General features: G+C 66.5%; 4 protein-coding genes and 1 pseudogene. 3 read left to right on the top strand and 2 right to left on the bottom strand.

The genetic code is table 11. From position 1 onward, the window contains the following. Nucleotides 1-583 (bottom strand): annotated as a pseudogene (locus RMQ73_RS07635) (hypothetical protein); the annotation flags it as partial. A gap of 120 nt (nt 584-703) precedes the next feature. On the opposite strand from RMQ73_RS07635, the gene RMQ73_RS07630 reads away from it, so the two are divergent. The 3 genes from RMQ73_RS07630 (at nt 704) to RMQ73_RS07620 (ending at nt 3,808) form a co-directional block, all read left to right on the top strand. After that, the gene (locus RMQ73_RS07630) at nt 704-2,026 is read left to right on the top strand and encodes a hypothetical protein (RefSeq protein ID WP_310497503.1); all 1,323 of its coding nucleotides are present in this window, start codon (nt 704-706) and stop codon (nt 2,024-2,026) included. 69 nt (nt 2,027-2,095) lie between these two features. Beyond that, a complete protein-coding gene (locus tag RMQ73_RS07625) occupies nt 2,096-3,409 on the top strand; it encodes a polysaccharide biosynthesis C-terminal domain-containing protein (RefSeq protein WP_310497502.1) in 1,314 nt (437 codons plus the stop codon). Between the two features lie 24 nt (nt 3,410-3,433). Then, nucleotides 3,434-3,808: a GFA family protein gene (locus RMQ73_RS07620; RefSeq protein WP_310497501.1), complete on the top strand. Its 375-nt coding sequence runs from the start codon at nt 3,434-3,436 to the stop codon at nt 3,806-3,808. Between the two features lie 3 nt (nt 3,809-3,811). Here RMQ73_RS07620 and aroC read toward each other — a convergent pair. Then, nucleotides 3,812-4,864: chorismate synthase (aroC, locus tag RMQ73_RS07615; RefSeq protein ID WP_409049851.1), on the bottom strand; the 1,053-nt coding region annotated here is incomplete at its 5' end.

Genomic DNA, 4,864 nt, shown 5'->3' with positions numbered 1-4,864 from the left:
CCGCGCGATGCCAGGCTCCTCTCGTATTTATTCGGTCTGGTACCTCGACGGACCCGTTCTCTCCATGGTCTATAAAATGATCGATGATGCCATCAGCAGCGAGAAAGACGGGCTCTTTCCGCTGCACACCAGCGTCGAAGGCTTGATCGCGGCAGACATCACCTCGTTCATGGTCATCGGCAATCAGGCCGGTGACGCCAAAGATGCCGAGCGCCTGCTCGGGCGTGATGCCGGGGCGCAATTTCGTCACCGGGCCGGTTTCGGTGGTGCCGGCGGACAATGCGTGTTCCTGCCAACCGAACGTGCCTTGCACCATGTCGCCCACTGCAAAACCGGGGTGACGGCTTTCCACGACCTCGCCGATGCCGCCGGCGCGCACCGGATCACCGATTTTCACCGCCGGCAGATAGGTGTCGCCGCCAAGCCAGCCGCGCTGGGTCGGATCGAACGACAGGTGCGTCAGCTTCACGACAAATTCGCCTTCGCCTGCCACGGGCACGGGGCCCGACACCAGTTCGAAATCACAGTCCTTGAGCGCGCCATGCGGACGGGACTTGAGCAACCAGCGGCGATTGAGCGTCATGGGATTCTCCTTTTGTCGCTTCCATCCTATCGCGCCGCAGGGGGCTTGTGTCCTGTGATATTTGAGACGCGCCGTTTTGGGGTTAGGATGACGGCAGCAGCGCAAGCAAAGGGGTTGGCTATGAAGTCCCGTTGGATGTTGATGGCCGGCGCTCTGGCGCTGCTGACAGGCGCGGCGCCCCCGAAAAGGGCTGCGCCCCGTGCCGGTCCCGTGGTGCAGAAGGTTACACCGCCCAAGACAGTCTATTGGCTGAGCGCGGCAACGACGAGCGGCTTTGGCGCAGGCATGAGCGCGGGCGCTGCGCCGTCGATGGGCGACATGATGCGGATGATGCAAGGCGGCAGCAACGTTACCAAGTCGTTGCAGCTTGATCTGGGCGGCGGGCCGGCGACCGCGCAGCCAGCGGCGGCGGCCCATACCATCCCGCCGGGCATGGCAATGGGGCCGACCTTGCTGCTCAAATCACCGCAGCGCAGCACGGGAACACCGGGACGCGAGCCCGAGGATTTCGAGCGGCCCAAGGGGCGCATCCTGTTGTTCTGGGGCTGCGGCGAGACGGCGCGAACAGGCCAGCCGCTGACCATCGATTTCAGCGCGATGGCGGCGGGCCAGATACCGCCCGGCCTGTTCGGCGGCACGCGCGTCCGCATCGCGCGGCCACCGTCGGCCGCGAACTGGCCCAGCCATGGCCATTGGCCAAATGACGACGCCGCCAGTTCCAGGGGTGTACCGGGCGGCGCATCGCTGATCGGCGCGCACCGGCTGACCGGCAACTACCTGCCCGCGATCGATTTCGACCTGACCGAGGACTTCATGGGCGCGTTGGCGATGACCCAGTCCAAGCTGCCGTCGGGCGCGCTCGCGCTGGGATGGAATGCCTTGCCGATGGCCACCGGGCATTTCGCGCAAGTGATGGGCAGCAGCGGCAATGACCAGAACGGTGCCACCATCGTGTTCTGGACGTCGTCCGAGACGCAGGGCTTCGTCTCGGGCCTTGGCGATTATGTGTCGCCGGCCGAGGCGGCGCGGCTCGTGACGGCCAAACAACTGATGCCGCCCGGCCAGACCAGTTGCACCATCCCGCGCGAGGTGCTCGCCGCCGCGCCGCAAGGCATGGTCAGCCTGACCGCACATGGCCCGGAGGAAAACATCATCTTTCCGCCGCGCCCGGCCGATCCGCGAAACCCCTGGAACCAGCTCTGGGCAGTCAAGGCACGCTTTGTCGCGCGCACCGGCGCCATCGCCGGGATGGATATGGCCAGCATGGAGCGGGCCGGTAACGACCACGACCGGCAAAATGGCCGGCCACGCAAACCCAAATGCCCTGTCGATAGCGGCGCAGCAGCCGGCAAAGCGGTCGGCGGCGCCCTGGCGGGATCGATGGGCAGCGCGCTGGGCGGCATGTTCGGCCGCAAGAAAAAACCGCAGGATTGCGAGCCGTAACAGGCGCCAAAAAGGCTGAATGGCACCGTAGCGCTTGGCGGCGCGGGCGGGGCGGGCTAAGGGGCCATCATGTCGTTCCTTGCCAGCACGGCGGCCCGACTGGGGCGGGCCGTGCGTGATCCCTATGTGCGCCAATCGGTGCTGGCCTTTGGCGTCAAACTGGGCGGTGCGGCGCTGTCGTTCGTGTTCAACCTGCTGATCGCCCGCCACTATGGCGCCGCCGGCACCGGCAGCTTTGGCCTGGCCTTGACGACATCGCTGATCGCTTCGGTGGTGGCGCTCGTCGGGCTGGATTACATCCTGCTGCGCCGGGTTGCCGGCGACATCAAGGTCGGTGCGCTCGCCGAGGCACGCGGCACCATCCGCAACGTCACCCTGATCGTCATCGCGCTGGGCGCCGCCGTGTCGCTGCTGCTGTGGCTGGTCGGCGTGCCGCTGCTGCGTCTGGTGCTGGATGACCCCGCCAGTTCGGCCGGGCTGGGGCTGGCGGCGCTGGCCGTCATCCCGCTGGCGTTGCAGCGGCTGGCATCGGCCAGCATGCGCGGGCTGGGCAGCATGATCCGCGCGCAGCTTATGGACGGCCCCTTTGCCATGGCGCTAGCGCTGGCCGGACTGATCGCGCTGATGCTGGCCGGACAGGCTGGCGACGCGCCCCGAGCCTTTGCGCTGTATGTCGTCACGCTGGTGACCGGCGTTGCCGTCGCCGGCGCCATGGTCTGGTACAAGATGCGCGGCTGGCCCGCTGCCGCGCCGACGCCTGCGGGTCCGCTGCTGGCTTCGGGCTGGCCGGTATCGATCACCGTGCTGTCGATGCTGCTTGCCGACTGGACGATGATGGTGATCGTCGGCGCGTCGGGCAGCGCGGTCGAGGTCGGGCAGTTTCGCGTCGTGGTACAGATCGGCAGCCTCATCAACCTGATCGTGGTTACCTTCGATACCGTCGCCGGCCCGCGCATCGCGGCGGCGCACAGGGTGGGCGAAACCCGGCAGATCTTCAGCGCATGGCGGCAGGCAATCGCCATCATGACGGTGATGGCCGGGCCGCTGGTGGCGCTGTGCCTGATTGCGCCGGGCTGGATGCTGGGCCTTTTCGGGCCGCAGTTCGTCGCGGCCGCACCGGCATTGCAGATCGTGGCGCTTGGCCAGGCTGTCAACATCCTCACCGGCCCGGCCGGGTCGATACTGGTGATGACGGGCCGCGAACAGGTCTCGCTCAAGGTGTCGCTGCTGGCGCTGGTGCTGCTGGCGGTGCTCGGCGCGCTGCTGGTGCCGAAATTCGGCATCGTCGGCGCGGCTATGACTCTGGCGCTGGTGACGAGTTTCCGAAAAATCTGGAGCAGTTGGGAAATCATACGGGCGCCGATGCCGGCGCACAAAGGCTGACCCGCAAGACACCGAGGGGAGACGATGATGCGTGAAGCAGAAGGCGGCTGCCATTGCGGCACGGTGCGATTTCGGGTGCGCTTTGCCGACCCGCCGGAGCTGCTGGATTGCAACTGCTCGGTGTGCGCCAAGACGGGCTTTTTGCACCTGATTGCGGCGGCGGCGGATTTCACGCTGCTTTCGGGCGCCGATGCATTGACCGATTATCGTTTCGGCAGCGGCACGGCGCGGCACCTGTTCTGCAAGGTGTGCGGCATCAAGAGCTTCTATGTGCCGCGGTCCCACCCCGATGGCTTCAGCGTCAACTGGCGGGCGCTGGACGGTGTCGATGACGTGGCGCCGGTGATCCGAGCCTATGATGGCCGAAACTGGGAACAGGCGCGGGCAGCGCTGGAATAAAGGTCAGCGCCCAGTCTGACCACGCTGCATCAGCATCGCATCGGCCAACACCAGCGCCACCATCGCCTCCATCACCGGCGCGGCGCGGATACCGACGCAAGGGTCGTGGCGGCCCTTGGTAACGATTTGCGTCGCCTCGCCGTCGGTACCGATGGTTTCCACCGGAGTCAGGATCGAACTGGTGGGTTTCAACGCCATGCGCACTACGATGGGCTGGCCGGTGGAAATGCCGCCCGCCGTGCCGCCGCTGTGGTTGGACAGGAACTGCGGCGTATCTACACCGGGCCGCATGCGGTCGGCGTTTTCCTCGCCGCGCAGCCGGGCGGCGCCAAAACCATCGCCGATCTCCACGCCCTTGACGGCGTTGATGCCCATGCAGGCCGCCGCCAGCTGGCTGTCGAGTTTCTGATACAAGGGACTGCCCCAGCCAGCCGGCACGCCGGTGGCGGTGCATTCGACAATGGCGCCCAGCGATGACCCGGCCAGCCGGGCCGCATCCAGCACTTGCGCCCAATGGGCAGCAGCAACCGGATCGGGACAGAAAAACGGATTGCGATCGATCTCGGCATCATCGAAACGGCTGTAATCAATGGGAATGCCGCCCATTTCGACCAGATAGGCGCGAATCCGTACCTGCGGCATGATCAGCCGTGCCACGGCGCCCGCTGCCACCCGCGACGCGGTTTCTCGTGCCGACGACCGCCCGCCGCCGCGCGGGTCGCGGTGGCCATATTTGGCATCATAGGCATAATCGGCATGGCCGGGGCGATAGGCCCTGGACACGTCGCTGTAGTCCTTGGACCGCTGATCGACATTCTCGATCATCAGCGAAATCGGCGTGCCGGTCGTGCGGCCTTCATGCACGCCGGACAGGATGCGCACCTGGTCCGGCTCCTGCTGCTGCGTGGTGAATTTCGACGTGCCGGGCCGGCGCTTGTCGAGCCAGGGCTGGATATCGGTTTCGGACAAGTTGAGGCCTGGCGGGCAGCCGTCCACGACCGCGCCGATGGCCGGCCCATGGGATTCCCCCCAGGTGGTGAAGCGCAGGAGATGGCC

The sequence above is a fragment of the Sandarakinorhabdus sp. genome, from assembly GCF_031430775.1.
Classification (GTDB): domain Bacteria; phylum Pseudomonadota; class Alphaproteobacteria; order Sphingomonadales; family Sphingomonadaceae; genus Sandarakinorhabdus.
Note: the sequence above shows the minus strand (reverse complement) of the source record. Positions and strands in the feature narration are given on the sequence as shown.

Bases quoted from the DNA above. Each gene is read 5' to 3' on its own strand.
- RMQ73_RS07630 (WP_310497503.1), top strand. From the start codon at position 704: ATGAAGTCCCGTTGGATGTTGATGGCCGGCGCTCTGGCGCTGCTGACA.
- RMQ73_RS07625 (WP_310497502.1), top strand. From the start codon at position 2,096: ATGTCGTTCCTTGCCAGCACGGCGGCCCGACTGGGGCGGGCCGTGCGT.
- RMQ73_RS07620 (WP_310497501.1), top strand. From the start codon at position 3,434: ATGATGCGTGAAGCAGAAGGCGGCTGCCATTGCGGCACGGTGCGATTT.